This window comes from Sphingopyxis sp. Geo25, from assembly GCF_949769135.1.
GTDB lineage: Bacteria > Pseudomonadota > Alphaproteobacteria > Sphingomonadales > Sphingomonadaceae > Sphingopyxis.
The window spans coordinates 1301902-1318605 of the sequence record NZ_CATKOZ010000001.1 but is presented as its reverse complement, the minus strand read 5'-3'; the positions used below and the strand labels follow the sequence as shown (position 1 = coordinate 1318605).

The 16704-nt window shown below is 65.7% G+C and carries 17 protein-coding genes; 7 read left to right on the top strand and 10 right to left on the bottom strand.

Annotated elements, in window-relative coordinates:
- Nucleotides 1–108 precede the first annotated feature (108 nt).
- The 3 genes from lepB to era are packed head-to-tail and all read left to right on the top strand — an operon-like array spanning nucleotide 109 to nucleotide 2572.
- Nucleotides 109–1002, top strand: coding sequence for a signal peptidase I (gene lepB / locus QOL68_RS06485; protein ID WP_204992927.1), 894 nt, complete (start codon nucleotides 109–111; stop codon nucleotides 1000–1002).
- A complete protein-coding gene (rnc, locus tag QOL68_RS06480) occupies nucleotides 999–1682 on the top strand; it encodes a ribonuclease III (RefSeq protein WP_282947961.1) in 684 nt (227 codons plus the stop codon). Before lepB ends, rnc begins: the two co-directional genes overlap by 4 nt.
- The gene (era, locus tag QOL68_RS06475; protein ID WP_282947959.1) at nucleotides 1679–2572 is read left to right on the top strand and encodes a GTPase Era; all 894 of its coding nucleotides are present in this window, start codon (nucleotides 1679–1681) and stop codon (nucleotides 2570–2572) included. The genes rnc and era overlap by 4 nt, the downstream gene beginning before the upstream one ends.
- Here the strand turns inward: era and QOL68_RS06470 are convergent.
- From QOL68_RS06470 to plsY, 6 genes are all read right to left on the bottom strand, one after another.
- Nucleotides 2569–3690 carry a lipase family protein gene (locus tag QOL68_RS06470; RefSeq protein WP_282947956.1) on the bottom strand — a complete coding sequence of 374 codons (1122 nt, stop codon included), beginning with the start codon at nucleotides 3688–3690 and terminating at the stop codon, nucleotides 2569–2571. The genes era and QOL68_RS06470 overlap by 4 nt on opposite strands.
- Nucleotides 3691–3756: 66 nt before the next feature.
- Nucleotides 3757–6294, bottom strand: coding sequence for a type I DNA topoisomerase (gene topA, locus QOL68_RS06465; protein ID WP_282947954.1), 2538 nt, complete (start codon nucleotides 6292–6294; stop codon nucleotides 3757–3759).
- 65 nt (nucleotides 6295–6359) lie between these two features.
- Nucleotides 6360–7025 (bottom strand): hypothetical protein, encoded by a 666-nt coding sequence (locus QOL68_RS06460; protein WP_282947952.1) that lies wholly within the window; start codon nucleotides 7023–7025, stop codon nucleotides 6360–6362.
- A gap of 83 nt (nucleotides 7026–7108) precedes the next feature.
- Complete coding sequence (locus QOL68_RS06455; protein ID WP_282947950.1) at nucleotides 7109–8710, bottom strand: vWA domain-containing protein; 1602 nt, start codon at nucleotides 8708–8710, stop codon at nucleotides 7109–7111.
- A gap of 115 nt (nucleotides 8711–8825) precedes the next feature.
- Nucleotides 8826–9911, bottom strand: coding sequence for a DNA-processing protein DprA (gene dprA / locus QOL68_RS06450; RefSeq protein WP_282947949.1), 1086 nt, complete (start codon nucleotides 9909–9911; stop codon nucleotides 8826–8828).
- Nucleotides 9908–10513, bottom strand: a complete 606-nt coding sequence (gene plsY, locus QOL68_RS06445) for a glycerol-3-phosphate 1-O-acyltransferase PlsY (RefSeq protein ID WP_204992935.1) — start codon at nucleotides 10511–10513, stop codon at nucleotides 9908–9910. Before plsY ends, dprA begins: the two co-directional genes overlap by 4 nt.
- Nucleotides 10514–10635: 122 nt before the next feature.
- Here plsY and murI point away from each other — a divergent pair, with 122 nt between their 5' ends.
- From murI to QOL68_RS06425, 4 genes are all read left to right on the top strand, one after another.
- Nucleotides 10636–11445: a glutamate racemase gene (gene murI, locus QOL68_RS06440; RefSeq protein WP_204992936.1), complete on the top strand. Its 810-nt coding sequence runs from the start codon at nucleotides 10636–10638 to the stop codon at nucleotides 11443–11445.
- Nucleotides 11446–11569: 124 nt separating this feature from the next.
- On the top strand, nucleotides 11570–12784 hold the full coding sequence (hemA, locus tag QOL68_RS06435) for a 5-aminolevulinate synthase (protein WP_282947945.1): 1215 nt from the start codon (nucleotides 11570–11572) through the stop codon (nucleotides 12782–12784).
- Nucleotides 12781–13470, top strand: coding sequence for a nitroreductase (locus QOL68_RS06430; RefSeq protein WP_282947943.1), 690 nt, complete (start codon nucleotides 12781–12783; stop codon nucleotides 13468–13470). Before hemA ends, QOL68_RS06430 begins: the two co-directional genes overlap by 4 nt.
- Before the next feature lie 5 nt (nucleotides 13471–13475).
- The gene (locus QOL68_RS06425) at nucleotides 13476–13628 is read left to right on the top strand and encodes a hypothetical protein (protein WP_282947941.1); all 153 of its coding nucleotides are present in this window, start codon (nucleotides 13476–13478) and stop codon (nucleotides 13626–13628) included.
- Here QOL68_RS06425 and QOL68_RS06420 read toward each other — a convergent pair.
- The 4 genes from QOL68_RS06420 to QOL68_RS06405 all read right to left on the bottom strand — a co-directional run bounded on the left by QOL68_RS06420 (nucleotide 13617) and on the right by QOL68_RS06405 (nucleotide 16686).
- Complete coding sequence (locus QOL68_RS06420) at nucleotides 13617–14216, bottom strand: GNAT family N-acetyltransferase (protein WP_282947939.1); 600 nt, start codon at nucleotides 14214–14216, stop codon at nucleotides 13617–13619. The two genes, QOL68_RS06425 and QOL68_RS06420, sit on opposite strands and share 12 nt — an antisense overlap.
- Nucleotides 14217–14249: 33 nt before the next feature.
- Entirely contained in the window at nucleotides 14250–14888 is a 639-nt protein-coding gene (locus QOL68_RS06415; RefSeq protein WP_282947937.1) for a class I SAM-dependent methyltransferase, read from the bottom strand.
- 2 nt (nucleotides 14889–14890) lie between these two features.
- The gene (locus tag QOL68_RS06410; RefSeq protein WP_282947935.1) at nucleotides 14891–16111 is read right to left on the bottom strand and encodes a BtaA family protein; all 1221 of its coding nucleotides are present in this window, start codon (nucleotides 16109–16111) and stop codon (nucleotides 14891–14893) included.
- A gap of 125 nt (nucleotides 16112–16236) precedes the next feature.
- Nucleotides 16237–16686, bottom strand: coding sequence for a hypothetical protein (locus QOL68_RS06405; RefSeq protein WP_282947933.1), 450 nt, complete (start codon nucleotides 16684–16686; stop codon nucleotides 16237–16239).
- Between the last annotated feature and the right edge of the window lie 18 nt (nucleotides 16687–16704).

Here is a 16704-nt window from a genome sequence, read left to right as displayed (position 1 = left end):
GCTCCTTCAATATCGGGCCACGCCTCTACGCCAGCGGCAGCCGCCGCGCCAGCGCGATCCGCCGATATTTGCTTGACGCGCAGACCTATTCGTCGCCAATGCCGGGCGATGACCGACGCCAGCCTGACCGCCGACAATTCGCCCGCCGCCCAGCCCGGCCCCGCGACGCCCGAACCGGCGCCGGTATCGGCCAGAGAAGAGGCGGTCGATACCGTCCGTTTTCTCGCGCTGCTGGCGATCGCGGTACTAATTTTCCGAAGCTTTTTCCTGTCGCCGTTCAACATTCCCTCGGAATCGATGCAGCCGCGCCTCCTGATCGGCGACTATCTGCTCGTGAACAAGATGGCCTATGGCTATTCGAAATACAGCCTGCCGTTCAGCGTGCCGCTGATTCCGGGCCGCGTCTTCGCGCGCACGCCCGAGCGCGGCGATGTCGTCGTATTCAAGGCGCCGCCGGTCAACGACAATGACTATATCAAGCGCGTGATCGGCCTGCCCGGCGATACGGTGCAGGTGAAGGAAGGCATCGTCTGGTTGAACGGCAAGCCGCTGAAGCGCGAGCCGATGGCCGATTTCGTGATCCCGGTGACGCAGAACATGCTCGACGCCTCGCGCACCACGGGCTCCCTGCCCTGCTACGCCCCGCAGTTCGAAGAGATCGGTGCGAATGGCCAGCGCCAGTGCCGGTACCGGCAGTTCCGCGAGACGCTTCCCAGCGGCAAGAGCTATGCGATCCTCGACATCACCACGATCCCCGAGGACAATACCGAACTCGTGACGGTGCCCGCTGGACACCTGTTCCTGATGGGCGACAACCGCGACCGCAGCGCCGACAGCCGCTTCGAGGCGCAGGAAAATGGCGGCATTGGCTTTGTTCCCGAAGAGAATCTCGTTGGCCACGCGCTCGTCGGCATGTTCTCGACCGACGGGTCGGCAAGCTGGATCAACCCGATCAGCTGGTTCACCGCCGCGCGCTGGAGCCGTATCGGGGAAGGCTTTTGAGCGACCGCGTTTCCGCGGAGACGATCGCTGCCCTTACCGGCGCCAGCCCCCGCAACCTGAGCCTCTATCAAGAGGCGCTGACCCACGGCAGCAGCGGCGCGGGCGACTATCAGCGGCTCGAGTTTCTCGGCGACCGCGTGCTTGGCCTCGTCATCGCGTCCGAATTGTTCCGCCGTTTTCCAAAGGCTGCCGAGGGCGAGCTTTCGTCGCGGCTTCACGCGCTCGCGTCGGGCGAAACCTGCGCGCGGATCGCGCAAGGGCTGGACCTAAACGCGCATGTCCTTTTCGGCAGCCAGGCGATCGGCGACGGCGGGCGGCATAGCGACAACATCGCCGCCGATGTGCTCGAGGCGTTGATCGGCGCGCTTTGGCTCGATCTTGGCGACGACGCCGCGCGGTCTTTCATCGTCGCGAAATGGGGCGAGATGATCGACGGCCAGGTTGCGGCGCCCAAGCATCCCAAAGCGGCGCTGCAGGAATGGGCGCTCGCGCGCAAACGTCGGCCGCCCGAATATCGTCTCGTCCGCCGCGACGGCCCCGACCATGCTCCGCGGTTCCTGGTCGCGGTTGCGGTGGGCAAGCTTGCAGAGGCCGAAGGCGAAGGCGCGTCGAAACAGGCAGCCGAAAAGGCCGCAGCGGCGGCGCTGCTCGAGCGATTGATACAGGAAGAAGCAAAATGACCCAGCGCTGCGGCTTCGTCGCCGTCGTCGGTGCGCCGAACGCCGGCAAATCGACCCTCGTCAACGCGCTCGTCGGCCAGAAGGTCGCGATCGTGAGTCCGAAGGCGCAGACGACGCGCACGCGCCTGATGGGCGTCGCGATGGAGGGCGATGCGCAGATCGTGCTGATCGATACCCCCGGCATCTTCGCGCCGACGCGCCGACTCGACCGCGCGATGGTTGCGGCCGCGTGGAGCAGCCTCGAGGAGGCCGAAGCGATCCTCATGATGGTCGATGCCGCAGCCAAGCTGACGGGCCGCGTCGAGCGCGTCCTCGAGGGCATCGCGAACCGGCCCGAGAAGAAATATCTGATCCTCAATAAGGTCGATCTGACCAAGAAGGATAAGCTGCTGACGATCGCGACCGAGCTCAATGCGAAGGTCGCGTTCGACGAGACCTATTTCATCTCGGCGAGCAGCGGCGACGGGGTCGCCGAGCTCAAGGCCAATCTCGCGGGGCTGATGCCCGAGGGGCCGTGGCACTTTCCCGAGGATGAAGTGAGCGACGCCCCCGAACGCATGCTCGCCGCCGAAATCACGCGCGAGCAGCTCTACCGCCAGCTCCACGAGGAGTTACCCTATCAGTCGACGGTCGAGACCGAGCTGTTCAAGACGCGCCCCGACGGCAGCGCCGAGATCCACCAGCAGATCTTCGTCGCGCGCGACAACCAGCGCGCGATCGTGCTCGGCAAGGGCGGCGCCCGCATCAAGGAAATCGGCGCCCGCGCCCGCGCCGAACTGACCGAATTGATGGGCCGCAAGGTCCACCTGTTCCTGCACGTCAAGGTCAAGGAAAACTGGGACGAGGACCGCAGCGTCTATCGCGACATGGGGCTCGACTGGGTCGATTAAATCCGCCGGCAGTCGTTCGGCGGGGCGATGCCGTCGAAGCGTGCGGTGATCCAGCCGATCGTTTCCTGCGCGCTGTCCTTCGCGCTGGAACCATGATCGACCGCCATGTCGATCCAGCGTGTCGGCGTTCCGCGCCTGCAGACCGCCTTCGCGAACTTGCGCGTGACGGCGGGCGCGACGATCGTGTCCTTGCTGCTCTGCGCGATCAACAGCGGGCCCGGCACGCGCGCGGCATCGACGCTGTTGGCACGCGCGAAGGAGCCGAAGGGCTCGATCTTTGCGATATCCTTCGTTCGCGTCGCCCGCGCGATGGTGAGGATACCGAGGATCGTGCCGAGCTTCGGCTTCTTGTTGAAGGCGACGCAATTATTTTCGGCCAACCGGCGGACGATGCCCTGGTTGGTGCGATTGGCGATGCTGTCCTGCGGGAAGCCATAGAGCGTCGACCAGCTGTGCAGCGCAAAGGATAGCAGCAACGCGCGCGCATTCTTGTCGCTCCCGTCGCGCAAATTGGCGGCCAGGTCGGTCGGCGGCGCCGCGGCGGCGGTGCCGACGAGAGTCAGATCGGGCGCGTAGCTGCGCGCCGATGTTGCCGTCCACAGCGCCGCATGACCGCCCTGCGACTCGCCCCACACCGCGAAGCTGCCGCCCGCTGCGGCGCCCGGGATCGCCCGCGCCGCGCGCACGGCGTCGAGCACCGCATTCGCGGTGTCGGGACCGACCAGAAATGGATGCATCGTCGGGCTCGCGAGGCCGATATAATCGGGGGCGACGACGACATAGCCCGATCGGACGGCGTCCATCCCGGCGCTGTATTCGAAGAAATTCGGACTCAGCGACGGAGCGCATTTCTCCGCGACGCCCCATGCGCCGTGCGTCCAGGCGATCACCCGGCGCGGACGCGGCGGGATTGCCTCCATCGGCGCCGCGACGATACCCGTCACCTGAAATCGCTGGCCGTTGCCGTTGCTCGTCCAGTACAGGATTTTCCATGCCTGCACGCCCGGCGGCGTGGCGGCCATCGGCTCGGCAGAGATCAGGGCGCCGGGTTGCTGCGCGGCGGCGGGCAGCGCGAACAGGGCAAGAAAAGCGGATAAGGCAGCAAGCAAGCGGCGCATTGAAGTACCTCCCGATGCGCCGATGCTAACACGTCGAAGCGGCAACGAAAATGCCGCCCTTCGGACTTATTCCTTGGCGGCTTTCTTCTTGGCCGGAGCTTTCTTGGCGGCCGCTTTCTTCGCGGGAGCCTTTTTCTTTCCCTTGGCCGGTCCCTTTGCCGCGCGCGCATCAATCAGCGCGACGGCCTCTTCGGCGGTGAGCGCATCGGGCTCGACCGTCTTGGGCAGCGTCGCATTGGTCGTGCCGTCGGTCACATAGGGACCGAAACGCCCCGCCATCAGCTTCATCTCGCCGCCGCTCGTCGGATGCGGCCCGAAGGTCTTCAGCGGCTCGGCTTTGGCCCGCGCGCCGCGTCCGCCGCCATTCGCCGCGTCGGCTATGCGCGCCACCGCGGCGTTCATGCCGATATCGAAGATTTCGGCGGTGCCCGTCAGCTTCGCATATTTGCCGTCGTGGAGCAGATAGGGGCCATAGCGCCCCAGCCCCGCGACGATCGGCTTGCCGCTTTCGGGGTGCGTGCCGACGTCACGCGGCAAGCTGAGCAGGCGCAGAGCATAGTCGAGGTCGAAGTCTTCCGTGGGGATGTCTTTCGGGATCGACGAACGCTTGGCTTCCTTGCCGTCACCGAGCTGGATGTAAGGACCGAAACGGCCGCTGCGCTTCGACACTTCCAACCCGCTTTCGGGGTCGGTTCCCATCACCTCGGGGCCACTGTCGCCAGCATCGGAACCGCCCGGCTGCGCAAATTTCCGCGTGAACTTGCAGTCGGGATAGTTGCTGCACGCGATGAACGGCCCGAACTTGCCGCCGCGCAGCGCGAGCCGCCCTGTGCCGCAATTGGGGCAGAGGCGCGGGTCGCTGCCGTCGCCCTTGTCGGGGAACAGGTACGGCCCGAGGAATTCGTCGAGCGCCGCGGTGATTTCCGACGGTTTCTGCTCCATCACCTCGCCGGTACGCGGCTTGAAATCGCGCCAGAAACGCTCGAGCACCGCCTGCCACTGCGCGCGGCCACCCGACACGTCGTCGAGCTCTTCCTCGAGCCCCGCGGTGAAATCATATTCAACATAGCGATTGAAGAAACGCTCGAGGAACGCCGTCAGCAATCGCCCGCTCTCCTCGGGAATGAAGCGGTTCTTCTCGACGCGCACATAGGCGCGGTCCTTCAAGACCTGCAGGATCGCGGCATAGGTCGACGGGCGCCCGATGCCGAGCTCTTCCATCTTCTTGACGAGGCTCGCTTCCGAATAGCGCGGCGGCGGCTGGGTCTCGTGGCTTTCGACCTCGACGCCGGTCTTCGCGGGCGCGTCGCCCTTCCCCATCGCGGGAAGCAGGCGCGCATCTTCATCTTCCGCATCGTCGCGGCCCTCGTCGTATAGCGCAAGGAAGCCAGGGAACTTCACCACCTGCCCCGTCGCGCGCAGCACGGTCTTCCCCGTGCCGTCGGAGAGATCGACGCTGGTGCGTTCGAGCCGCGCCGACGCCATCTGGCTCGCAAGCGCGCGCTTCCAGATCAGTTCGTAGAGGCGCGCGTGATCGCCGCCGCCGACCTTGTCCTTCGAGAAATCGGTGGGACGGATCGCCTCGTGCGCTTCCTGCGCGTTCTTCGCCTTGGTCTGATATTGCCGCGGCTGGTCGGGAACATAGCCGCCGTCATAGCGATCGGCGATCGCCTTGCGCGCGGCGCTGATCGCGCTGCCGTCCATCTGGACGCCGTCGGTACGCATGTAGGTGATCGCGCCGTCCTCATAGAGATCCTGCGCGACGCGCATGGTGTGGCTTGCAGAAAAGCCGAGCTTGCGCGCCGCCTCCTGCTGCAGGGTCGACGTCGTGAACGGCGGGGGCGGGTTGCGGGCGAGCGGCTTGGTCTCGACCGTGTCGACGGTGAAATGCCCGGCCTTCACATCGGCTTCGGCGGCGCGCGCATCAGCCTCGGTTCCGATCGAAAGCCGCTCGATCTTGTCGCCGCGCCAGCGTGACAGGCGCGCCTTGAACGGCGTGCCCGCCATTTCGAACAGGCCCGTGACCGACCAATATTGCTGCGCAACAAAGGCCTCGATCTCGCGCTCGCGCTCGACGATCATGCGCAGCGTGACCGACTGGACGCGGCCCGCCGATTTTGCACCGGGAAGCTTGCGCCACAGCACCGGCGACAGGGTAAAGCCGACGAGATAGTCGAGGGCGCGGCGCGCGCGATACGCGTCGATCAGGTCGGTATCGAGTTCGCGCGGATGCGCCATCGCATCGGTCACCGCCTGCTTGGTGATCGCGTTGAAGGTCACGCGGTCGACCGCCTGCGGCAGCGCCTTTTTCTGGCGCAGCAGTTCCTGCACATGCCAGCTGATCGCCTCGCCCTCGCGATCGGGGTCGGTCGCGAGGATCAGACGGTCGGCGCTCTTCGCGGCGTCCTGGATGTCCTTCATCCGCTTCGCCTTGTCGGGATACATCTGCCACTGCATCGCGAAGCTGTCGTCCGGATCAACCGAGCCGTCTTTGGGCGGCAGGTCGCGGACATGGCCATAGCTTGCCAGAACCTTGAAATCGCGACCGAGATATTTCTCAATCGTCTTCGCCTTGGCGGGCGATTCAACAATTACCAACTGCATGAAAAACTCGTTCCCCGGAAACTCTTACGTACGTACGCGCGAGGGTGGCGCGGCTGGCGGGATCGTCAACCGAAAATTTCCTGTAAGGTCGAGGCTGGCCGTTCGATGTTCAAGTAGAGCGCTACCGATGCAATATATCCACCAACGATCCCGCCAGCCGATATCACATTGAATCCGAGCAGCAACGCAAAAGCCTGTCCCGTGCCCGGCATTTCATTGGCATCGACGAGCAGCGGCGAAAGCGCAGCTCCGCCCAAAAAAAGGCCGAGGACGAAAGCGGTAAGCCAATGACGCTGAAGCAAGTCCCAGGAACGCCAGATCGCCGCACCGGTACCGCCGCCTTCCTGTACCAGGATCGCGCCTGCCAGATACCATCTTGCCGCGAAATAGAGGCCAGGCAGTATAAAGAGAAGCAGGCCGAAGAAGATGCCCAGTCCGACAATCAGGCTCAGGAGATAGAGAGTGAAGATGCCTGCGAAGGTCAACACCGGACGACATCCCTCAGCTCGCAAAGCCTCGCGCGTTATCCAGATTTCGGCGAAGGTCAGTCCGAACCCGTGCATTAACCAGATGACGGCAGCGTTGCCACCCATCGCGCGTGCGGCGACGTCAGCCGCAGCACCCAGAACGGTGACCCCGAGCCAGCAGATTAATGCCGCATGTGGAATTCTCTCAACCAAACTCCTTGTTCGTTGCAGAGTCGGCACCAGCAGGCTGGCATCAAACGGCATGTCAAATTCCCCCGCCATTCCGGCGCGAGCAATGACGAGGAAGCGGCGATACCGTCAAGCAATATCGGGGGCGTTTTCGCTACCTACTGGTTCTGCCATTTGAAGTCGGCCGGCAGGATGCATTTGCCTGCGTCGTATTTGCCGACGCTGCGAATGACCTCCTGATCCTCGGGTTCGATGCGGCGACCGCTGATCTGGCTGTCGACGACGCGGCGGACGAGCGCATCGAGGCGCGTGACGAGATAGCAGTCGATCGCCGGCGGCGCGTGCGGATTGCCGACGCCGCTGTCGTCGGTCAGGAACAGGTAGCGCGACTGGGTTGCTGCTGCCATCGCCCGCATCGCATATTCGGCCTTGTCGGCGACGCCCGACGCCGCGACCGGGGTGATGTGGATACGCTTGGCGCGTGCCACCTCGGCGGCTTGCCACGTTCGTCCGAAGAGTTCGTCGTGCGGCGGCGCATCGGCGACGAGCAGCAGCGATTTCACCGCATCGGGGCGCCAGTCCTGCCCGACCGCACGGATCAGCGCCTGGTCCATCGCCTCCGGATAGTCGCCGCCACCGGTCGCATATTGCTGCGCGAGCGAACCCTGCGCCGCGCCGACGTCGCGGGTAAAGGCGATGGTGCGCGTGACGTAATCGTCGCCGAGGTCGCGGTAAAAGACAAAGCCGATCCGGATATCGAGATCACGGTGCTTTGCGGTAATCGATGAGATGATCGAGCGCATTTCGGACTGGAGGTAGCGGATCTCGTCGCCCATGCTGCCGGTCGTGTCGACGACGAGCATCAGGTCGAGCTTCGTCGCCTTCGTTGCCGCCTGACTCGCGGTCAGTCCCACCGTCTGGCCACCCGGCGCGTTACTCACCAGCACGGCACGCGCGTCGGCAATCGTCCGTCCGGCTTTCCGCGCCGAAACGGTGACCCGTTCGCTCAGCCGGTCGAGGCCGGGGAAAAAGACCGCGCTGCCGTCGGCCTGCGTCGCCATCGTGATGCGGTTGCCGTCGCTGCAGGTGACGACGACATCGGCGAAGGGAATCGGGTGGCCGCTGCGGTCGTTGACCTTCACCGTCACGACCCGCGTCGTATCGACCCGCGGCATCGTCCGGATCTCCTGCCCCAGATTGCTGCGGTTTACATAAGCGGCATAGAGTTCGGGATTCAGCAGGTCGTCATGCTCGCCGGCGGTCAATATACCCGACTGCGGCTGCGGATAGGGGCGCGGGGGCATTCTCGAAACGTCGCTCCGTGCCCCGAAGTCGGCGGCGGATCCCGCGCTGATGCCTTCAACGGGCGGCGTGGCACTGACCGGCGCCGACGCCGACCCGGCCGCACTGCCGGTCACGACCATCTCGCGCGCCGCACCGTCGGCCATCGGCGATGGCGGCGCCATCAACGGCGGCGGCGGAGGTGGCGGGGGCGGCGGAGGCGGCGGTGCTTCAGGCATCGGCAGCGCTTCGGCCATATCGTCGGCGCGGTCGCGACCGCCGCGCGTTTTATACGGCCCGTCATTCTGCTGCGGTTGCGGCCTCACTTCGGGGTCGAGACGCGGTAGCGGGCCGGCATTGCGGCAGAAGCCCTGCTGCGGATCGATGGTTCGGGCATTGGCGATCGCCAGAGGCAGCGGAGCAGGCCCCGAAGCCAGCACCGCAAACATCGTGACACCCGTCAGTAATCGGCTTCGCATCATCCAACTCCCCGGCATGAGATACAATATCATCAACCTGTCGGTCGGCCGCTGAACCGTGGCTGAACCGCGATGAGTTGTTAGAATAGAGGACGTTAGGCCGCTGTGCAGCCGATCACATCAACGAAACCCGTGCGCCGGCGTGGCGCGCGACGCGGCCCGCCAGTTCGAGCTCGAGCAGCACGAGCTGCACCGCGGCGGCCGGTCGCCCCGATTGCCGCACGATCTCGTCCACCGCGACCGGCGTCGGGCCGAGAAGTCCGGCGACGGCATCGCGATCCCCGTCCCCCGTCTCGACCACCTGCGCCATCTCGAACGACGCGCGCCGCGGTTCGCGCGCCATGCGATCGTCGATCGGACCCAGCGCTTCGAGCACATCGTCGACGGTCTGCACCAGCGTTGCGCCCTCGCGGATCAATTGGTTGCACCCTTGCGCGCGCGGGTCGAGCGGCGACCCCGGCACGGCCATGACCTCGCGTCCGAAATCGCCCGCGCGCCGCGCCGTGATCAACGAACCCGAACGGGGCGCCGCCTCGATCACCAGTGTTCCGTGCGCAAGGCCTGCGATGATGCGGTTGCGCGCGGGGAAGTGCCGCGCCAATGGTTCGGTGCCCGGCGGCTGCTCGGCGATCAGCAATTGGTCACTCGCGATCTTTTCCTGCAGCGCGGTATTTTCGGGCGGAAAAGCGATGTCGATCCCGCTCGCGATCACCGCCGCGGTCGATCCGCCCAGCGCGCCGACATGCGCAGCGGTATCGACCCCTCGCGCCAGCCCGCTGACCACGGTCACCCCGCGCGCGGCAAGATCGGCCGCCATCTGCCGCGCAAAGCGGCACGCGACGGCCGAAGCGTTGCGCGCGCCGACGATCGCGACACACGGCTGCTGGAGCATGGCCATGTCGCCGCGCACGATGATGACGGGCGGTGCGCCCTCGGCCTCGCGCAGCAGCGCCGAATAGTCAGCGTCGTCGCTGAACACGTGCCGCGCGCCCAATTTGGCGACGCGCTCGATTTCGCGCTCTGCGAGTTCGGCGGAGGCGATGCGCGGTTTCCCTGCGCCGCCCCGAAGCACAAGGTCCGGCAACGCCTCGAGCGCCGCCTCGCCCGAACCGAAGCGCTCCATCAAATGGTGCCAGCTCACAGGACCGACATGCGGCGTGCGGATCAGGCGCAGCCGTGCCATCCGTTCGGCAGGCGTCACGCGGCTGTGTCCTTCTTTGCGCCGATGCGCGGCTCGGTCCCGGCGCGCAGCCGCACGATATTTTCGCGGTGTCGCCACAGCACAATGACCGCCAGTCCCGCGAGCCCGGTCGCATAGACCGGATAGCCGAGCGCCAGCGCAGCGACCGGCGCCGATACTGCCCCAACCATGCCGCCCAGCGAGGATATGCGTGAAAGCAACGCCGCCGCAAGCCAGACGACTGCAAACACAACGCCGATCGGCCACGCGAGCGCGAGCGACAGGCCAAGCAGCGTCGCTACCCCTTTACCGCCGCGAAATTTGAGCCACACCGGATAACAATGGCCGATCATCGCTGCGGCGCCCGCGATCATCGCACCGTCCTGCCCCAACTCGGGTACGAAATGGCGCGCCAGGAACACCGCGACCGCGCCCTTTGCGCCGTCGAGGATCAGCGTTGCCGCCGCCAATTCCTTGCGCCCCGTCCGCAGCACATTGGTCGCGCCGATATTGCCCGACCCGATCTGGCGCAGGTCGCCCGCGCCGAACAGCCGCGTCAGGATGATCCCGAAGGGGATCGACCCCAGCAAATAGCCCATCACGGCCAAGGCGATGATCGTCACGCGGCGCTCCCCAGCTTGCCGGACTCGCCTCCGGCTGCGAGCGCCTTTTGGCGGCACCTGGGGCCGTGGGTCAACGCCAAGCTTGCCGTGCGGCGGGCGTTTGGCGTATCGCCGCGTCCGATATGGATCATTCCCCCGACCCGGACTCCCCCCTCCTCTTCTTCGACAGCGGTCTCGGCGGGCTATCCGTGCTCGGCCCGACGCGCGCGCTGCTTCCGACCGCACCGTTCGTCTATGCCGCCGACTATGCGGGCCTGCCCTATGGCAAGAAGACGAACGAGGAACTGGCCGCGCGCGTTCCGGCGCTGCTCGGCCGCCTTGTCGAACGCTACCAGCCGCGGCTCGCGGTGATCGCGTGCAACACTGCGTCGACGATTGCGCTGCCGCACGTTCGCGCGGCACTCGATCTGCCGATCGTAGGGACGGTCCCCGCAATCAAACCCGCTGCCGAGCTGACCGAAACCGGCGTGATAGGCGTCCTCGGCACCGAGGCGACGGTGCGCCAGCCCTATGTTGACAATCTCAGCGCCAAATTCGCGAGCGACAAGACGGTGCTGCGCCACGGCAGCCCCGGGCTGGTTACCGCGGCTGAAGCAAAGCTCAACGGCAAAGCCTATGACCCGGCAGCCATCGAGCGCGCGATCGCAGGATTGCGCGACCAGCCCGGCGGCGATGCGATGGACGTCATCGTCCTCGCTTGTACCCACTTCCCGCTGCTCGCCGAAGAACTGCAGGCGGTTGCCGGCCCCGGTGTTCGCCTGATCGACGGCGCGGCAGGGATCGCCCGGCGCGTCGCCTATCTGACCGACGGCCAGAAGTGGCCTGCCGAGCCCGCTCCCGGCATCGCGGTGTTCACGCGCAGCGGCGATCGTCCACCTCCGCCACTCGCGGCGCTCGCGCCCTATGGCATCGGGTCGATCGAGACAATTTGACCCAGCTGCTGCGAATCGTTCGCACTGGATTTCGCGGCGTTTCGCGGTTATTGCGGCGCCGAAAACCGTCGCCGGAGGGAGCGGCGCCGAAAGCCGAACTGGCACCTGACTGCGGGGCTGAGACGTGAACTATAACGATATTTTCGCACGCGCGATCGACCGGCTGCACGAAGAAGGACGCTACCGCGTCTTCATCGATATTCTTCGCAACAAGGGCGCGTTCCCGAACGCGCGTTGCTTCGCGGGCCACAACGGGCCGAAGCCGATCACCGTCTGGTGCTCGAACGACTATCTCGCAATGGGGCAGCATCCCAAGGTCATCGAGGCGATGGAAGAGGCGCTGCACGACGTCGGCGCCGGATCGGGCGGCACGCGCAACATCGGCGGCAACACGCACTACCACATCGACCTCGAGCATGAGCTTGCCGATCTGCACGGCAAGGACGGCGCGCTGCTCTTCACTTCGGGCTATATCTCGAACGAGGCGACGCTCGGCACGCTCGGCAAGCTGCTGCCGAACTGCATCATCTATTCGGACGAGCTCAACCACGCCTCGATGATCGCGGGAATCCGCAACTCGGGCTGCGAAAAGCGCGTATGGCGTCACAACGACCTCGATCATCTCGAGGAACTGCTCGCCGCCGACGATCCAGAGGCGGCCAAGCTGATCGCGTTCGAGAGCGTCTATTCGATGGACGGCGATGTCGCGCCGATCCACGCAATCTGCGACCTCGCCGAGAAATATAATGCGCTCACCTATTGCGACGAAGTCCATGCCGTCGGCATGTACGGCCCGCGCGGCGGCGGCATCACCGACCGCGACGAGGCTGCGCACCGCGTGACGATCATCGAAGGTACGCTGGGCAAGGCATTCGGCGTGATGGGTGGCTATATCGCCGCCGAAAAGAATATCGTCGACGTCATCCGCTCTTACGCGCCGGGCTTCATCTTCACCACCAGCCTGTCGCCGGTGCTCGTTGCCGGCGTGCTCGCCAGCGTCCGTCACCTCAAGGCGTCGAGCGTCGAGCGCGACGCGCAGCAGGCAGCCGCAGCCTATCTCAAGCAATGCTTCCGCGACGCGGGCCTGCCGGTGATGGATTCGACGACGCACATCGTGCCGCTGATGGTCGGCGACCCGGTGCGCGCGAAGAAGATCAGCGACATATTGCTCGCCGAATATGGCGTCTATGTGCAGCCGATCAATTTCCCGACCGTGCCGCGGGGTACCGAACGCTTGCGCTTTACGCCCGGCCCGGCGCATGACGAGGCGATGATGCGCGAACTGACCGACGCACTTGTCGAAATCTGGGATCGTCTCGAGCTGCGCAAGGCCGCGTGACGAGCGCCCCCGGTTATGACGCGGTCGTCCGGGGCCGCCGTTCGATCCGCGGCTTCCTCGACAAGCCCGTCCCGAAACAGCTGGTCGCCGAGATACTCGAAGTCGCGATGCGCGCGCCCTCCTCGTACAACAATCAGTGCTGGAATTTCTCGGTCGTAACGGGCGCGCCGCTCGATGCGATCCGGCGCGGCAATACCGAGGGTATCCTGGCTGGCAAGCCCGACAGCCGGGAATTTCGCCGGTTCGACGGCGGAGCGGACATGCACCGCGCGCGCCAGATCGAGGTTGCCAAGCAATTGTTCGGCGCGATGGGCATCGCGCGCGACGACAGGGATGGGCGGCAGGACTGGGTGCTGCGCGGCTTTCGCCAGTTCGACGCGCCGGTCAGCATCGTCGTGACCTATGACCGCGTCCTGCTCGGCAGCGACATCGCGCCCTTCGATTGCGGCGCCGTCACCAATGCGCTGGTCAACGCCGCCTGGTCGCGCGGGATCGGCTGCGTGATCAACAGCCAGGGCATCATGCAAAGCCCCGTCGTGCGCGAACATGCGCGCATCCCCGACGACCAGGTGATCATGATTTGCGTCGCGATGGGCTGGCCCGACGAGAACTTCCCGGCCAACGCGGTCGTATCGAACCGCAAGAGCGTCGAAGAAGCCGTCCGCTTCGTCGGCTTCGACGACTGAGGCCGATGCCGTTCGATCTGCTGGAAGCGCTCGGTATCGTCGCTGACTCGGCCAGCATCCCCGATCTGAAAAAGCGCCGCGAACGCATTGGCTGCTTTATAGGGCTGATCATCGTCGGCGTCGTTGGCCTTATCCTCTTCGCCATCTCATGGATTTGAAACGGGCCGCATCATACCCCAGAAATGGGGACCGCCGCCGGGAACATCCCATTCGATCTGCGTAACGAAACCCAGTCGTTCGTATAGCGGCACATTCTCCGGCGTTGCGGTCTCCAGCCAGCACGGCACCCCTTCGGCATCGGCCACCGCCGTCTGCGCGCGGATGATCCGCCCGCCATGGCCTTTGCCCTGATGGTCGGGCCGGACGCCGACATAGTGGAGATACCAGAAGCGCCCCTTGGGCCGGTGCGCGTCGATGCTGCCCTGCACTTTCAGCCCGCGCGGCAAAGCTGTGCCGAAGGTCGCGGTCAGCGGAAGGACGCTGCGCAGGAATTCGAGTGTGCCGCTGTGAGCCTGTCCGGGCGCGCGCCAGAGAGCGGCGGCCTCGTCGCCGTCCGACCGCAGCGCCACGCCCGCACGGAAATCGGCAGGCACGAGCACATGAAACAGGCTTCGTAGCGCCCGCGCGCGGTGATCGGGGTCGGGCAATATCCACGACAGCGCCGGGTCGGTCTGGAATGCCTGCGCCAGCGTCTCCATCACCGCAGGGAGCTGCACCCGCTCCGCCTGTCCGATCGTCTCGCCCATTCGCCCCTCCTTTTCGGGGACGATAGCAGCAAATCAGCCGCGCGCGAGACCGCCGCGGATCGCATAGCCGCGATAGAGGCTGCGGCAATGCCCGGCGCTGCCCGTTTCCTTCGCCAGCGCCGCAATGACGCGGCCGATTTCGGCGCGCGGCGCGACATGGAACCGGGCCAGCCAGCCGAACAGCGCGCGCCGCCAGAGCCCCGGCAACCGGTCCTGCTGGCCGAAGTCGACGACCTCGAGCCGCCCGCCCGGCGCGACGCAGCTTGCTGCCTGCACCAGCGCCGCCTTCCAGTCGGGGATCATCGACAGCGCATAGCTGATGAACACGCGGTCGAAGGTCGCGCGGCCGAACAGCGCCTGCGCGTCGAAATCACACGCGTCGCCCTGCGACAGCGTCGCGGTGACGCCGGCTTTGGTCACCGACGCACGCGCGGTCTCCAGCATCGCTTCCGAAATATCGATCCCGAACAGCTGCGCCTCGGGCCACGCCTTGCCCACCGCGATCAGGTTGCGCCCGGTGCCGCATCCGATTTCGAGCACGCTCCCACCCCGCGGCGGCGCGAGATCGGCGATCAACCCGTCGCGGCCGAGCAGATAATATTTGCGGGTCAGGTCATAGATATGCCGCTGCGTGCGATAGACGCTGTCCATCAACTCGCCATGCGCCGCCACGCTCAGGCGTCTTTCAACACATAGAGATGAACCCCGCCGTAAATCGCCGAGCGATCGCGGCGCGTGTAATCGAGCGACGCGTCCTCGCGATAGTCCCAGCGGCGCAGCAGATCGTCGGGGAGACGGCCGGGCAGCAGCGTCGGCTCGGCGGCGGTGCGAAAGAGAACCCGCGCACCCGGACGCGCCGTGCGCGTGACTTCGGTCCAGAGGGCGGCGAGTTGCGCGTCGCTCATCCAGTCCTGCGCGTCGAGGAAGATATAGCGATCGAAGCTCGCAGCATCGTTCGCGGCGAGCATGTCGGTCATGTTCGCGTGCAGCATCGTCACCCGCTCGGCGCGCGCGCGCACCGCGGCATAATGACCAGCCTGCAGATAAGGCGGCAGCGGCGCGGCCTTCCCCTTGCCATAGCCGCGCCCGAACGCCTGCCAGGCGAAATAATTCTCCTTGAGCGGGAAATCGCAGGCGAGCTTCTCGAGCCGACCGCGCAGCACATCGGCCATCGGCTTGCCGTCGGCGAGTGCGTCATATTGGGCTGGCGGGATGCCGAGCCCGAAGAGCGACGAGCGCTGGTCGGTGATCCAGCGGATCAGCTTGCGGTCGAAGAAGGGCGCGAATTTCTCGTCGAAGATCGCGCGCTGCTCCTCGATCGTCTTCGCGTCCAGAAATTGCTTCAGATCGATGCGGTGCATCCGCGCTATCAGATGCGCGAGCCCGATGAAATTGCCGAGTAGTCCGCGCTTGTAGAGGCCGCTGGCGAAACCGTTGATCCGGCGGCGTCCGACGAGATCGCGGCCTTCCCAATAGCGGCGGCTCGTCTCGTCGAGATGCGGGCGGATGAAGGTGCGGTAGTCGGCGATATTGGCCACGCTGTCGGCTTCGGCGAAGAAGCGGCGGAAGCTCTCATAATCGGGCAGCCGCTGCGCCGCGACGCGCTTCAGATTGTTGAGCGCGACATGCGCGGTGTTGAGGTCGACCGCCACGATCTCCGCCGGGTCGGCGGTCAGATAGGACAGCGCATTGCAACCGCCGCTCGCGATCGTCGCGATCCGGTTGCCGGGCTCGATCGCCAGCGCCTCCATGTCGACGACCGGATCTTCCCAGATCTGCGCATAGACCAGCCCCTTGAAAGCGAGCGCAAAAGCGCGGTCGAGCAGGCGCTGCTTCTGTTCGGCATCTTCGCGAACGACGGCGGCGGCGATCTTGCGATTGGGCTGGCTGGCCATAGGTCATGGTCTCCCGGAGAGAGGTGGATCCGGGGCCGCGCATGGCAGCGTTTGTTGCGATTCCCGCGTCGTTTCGATGACAAAACGGCGACAGTGTCAAAAAAGCCCTGTCGCCGTTTCGAAGATCAGTCGCGGCAGTAGCCCTCACCCTCCTTGACGATCAGGCACTCCTTCTTGCCGGCGAGATATTTGAGGCCGGTTTCGTCACCGCTACCACGGCGGAGAGACAGCTCTTCGCTGCCGCGCTTGAACTTGATGCCATGCTCGCTGTCCTCGCCGTCGTAAGTGCCCTTGGTGTCGAGGTCCGACTGCATTTCCAGCTTGTACTTGCCGGGGTCGGTGGGAGTGATCGTCGCGTACATCCCCTCGACGCCGGTCCATTTCCCGGCCCAGTCGGCAAAGCGGTGGGGAGCAGTTGCGGGATCGGTCGCCTCGGCTCCCTCGGCCGGAACGGTCTCGACCGGCACTTCCTCGGTCGTCGTCGGGGTATCGGTCGGCGCCGGCGCTTCGGCCTTCTCGCATCCCGTCAACAGGACCAGCGCCATCGCGCTCGTCAGGATCATGCTCTTCTGCATCATACGTCTCCTTCTCCA

Bases quoted from the DNA above. Each gene is read 5' to 3' on its own strand.
- QOL68_RS06460 (WP_282947952.1), bottom strand. From the start codon at position 7,025: ATGCCGTTTGATGCCAGCCTGCTGGTGCCGACTCTGCAACGAACAAGG.
- topA (WP_282947954.1), bottom strand. From the start codon at position 6,294: ATGCAGTTGGTAATTGTTGAATCGCCCGCCAAGGCGAAGACGATTGAG.
- QOL68_RS06420 (WP_282947939.1), bottom strand. From the start codon at position 14,216: ATGGGCGAGACGATCGGACAGGCGGAGCGGGTGCAGCTCCCTGCGGTG.
- lepB (WP_204992927.1), top strand. From the start codon at position 109: ATGACCGACGCCAGCCTGACCGCCGACAATTCGCCCGCCGCCCAGCCC.
- QOL68_RS06455 (WP_282947950.1), bottom strand. From the start codon at position 8,710: ATGCGAAGCCGATTACTGACGGGTGTCACGATGTTTGCGGTGCTGGCT.
- QOL68_RS06405 (WP_282947933.1), bottom strand. From the start codon at position 16,686: ATGCAGAAGAGCATGATCCTGACGAGCGCGATGGCGCTGGTCCTGTTG.
- QOL68_RS06470 (WP_282947956.1), bottom strand. From the start codon at position 3,690: ATGCGCCGCTTGCTTGCTGCCTTATCCGCTTTTCTTGCCCTGTTCGCG.
- QOL68_RS06425 (WP_282947941.1), top strand. From the start codon at position 13,476: ATGCCGTTCGATCTGCTGGAAGCGCTCGGTATCGTCGCTGACTCGGCC.
- QOL68_RS06410 (WP_282947935.1), bottom strand. From the start codon at position 16,111: ATGGCCAGCCAGCCCAATCGCAAGATCGCCGCCGCCGTCGTTCGCGAA.
- murI (WP_204992936.1), top strand. From the start codon at position 10,636: ATGGATCATTCCCCCGACCCGGACTCCCCCCTCCTCTTCTTCGACAGC.
- era (WP_282947959.1), top strand. From the start codon at position 1,679: ATGACCCAGCGCTGCGGCTTCGTCGCCGTCGTCGGTGCGCCGAACGCC.